At 65.3% G+C, this 363-nt stretch carries 1 protein-coding gene; it reads right to left on the reverse strand.

Features of this window, described 5'->3' with window-relative positions:
* Positions 1 to 180: 180 nt before the first annotated feature.
* The coding region (locus AC1DLI_RS34445; protein WP_477610235.1) for a hypothetical protein at positions 181 to 363 on the reverse strand (183 nt) is incomplete at its 5' end.

Below are 363 nucleotides of genomic sequence, written 5' to 3' on the forward strand. Positions count from 1 at the left end.
GCGCTGCCGATTGCCCCTTCGCTCACGGCCGCACCGATCATTCGCGTTCCCTTTCCCAGCACCGCCGAGACCATTCGCCAGCGTAGGGACTTTTCAGCCGCGATCCAACCCTTCAATGAAAGTCGGGACCCCAGGTCCTATATGCGCGACTGCGACTTCTCCCTAGTGTCTGGCCATGGCTCACGTACCACGCGCCCCAATGACACTCGCCGTCATCGCGACTTGTGTCGCCGTGTCGTTGATCCCGATCGCCCCCTCCCCTGCTATCGCCACAACCACGGTCAGCGCCTCCTCGAGCGCTGATTCGCAGTCCGCCCCCGACGAGGCGACCGCGCTCTCGCTGGCCGGTGCCACGGGGCATCC

This window comes from Paenibacillus sp. 01T443, assembly GCF_056398325.1.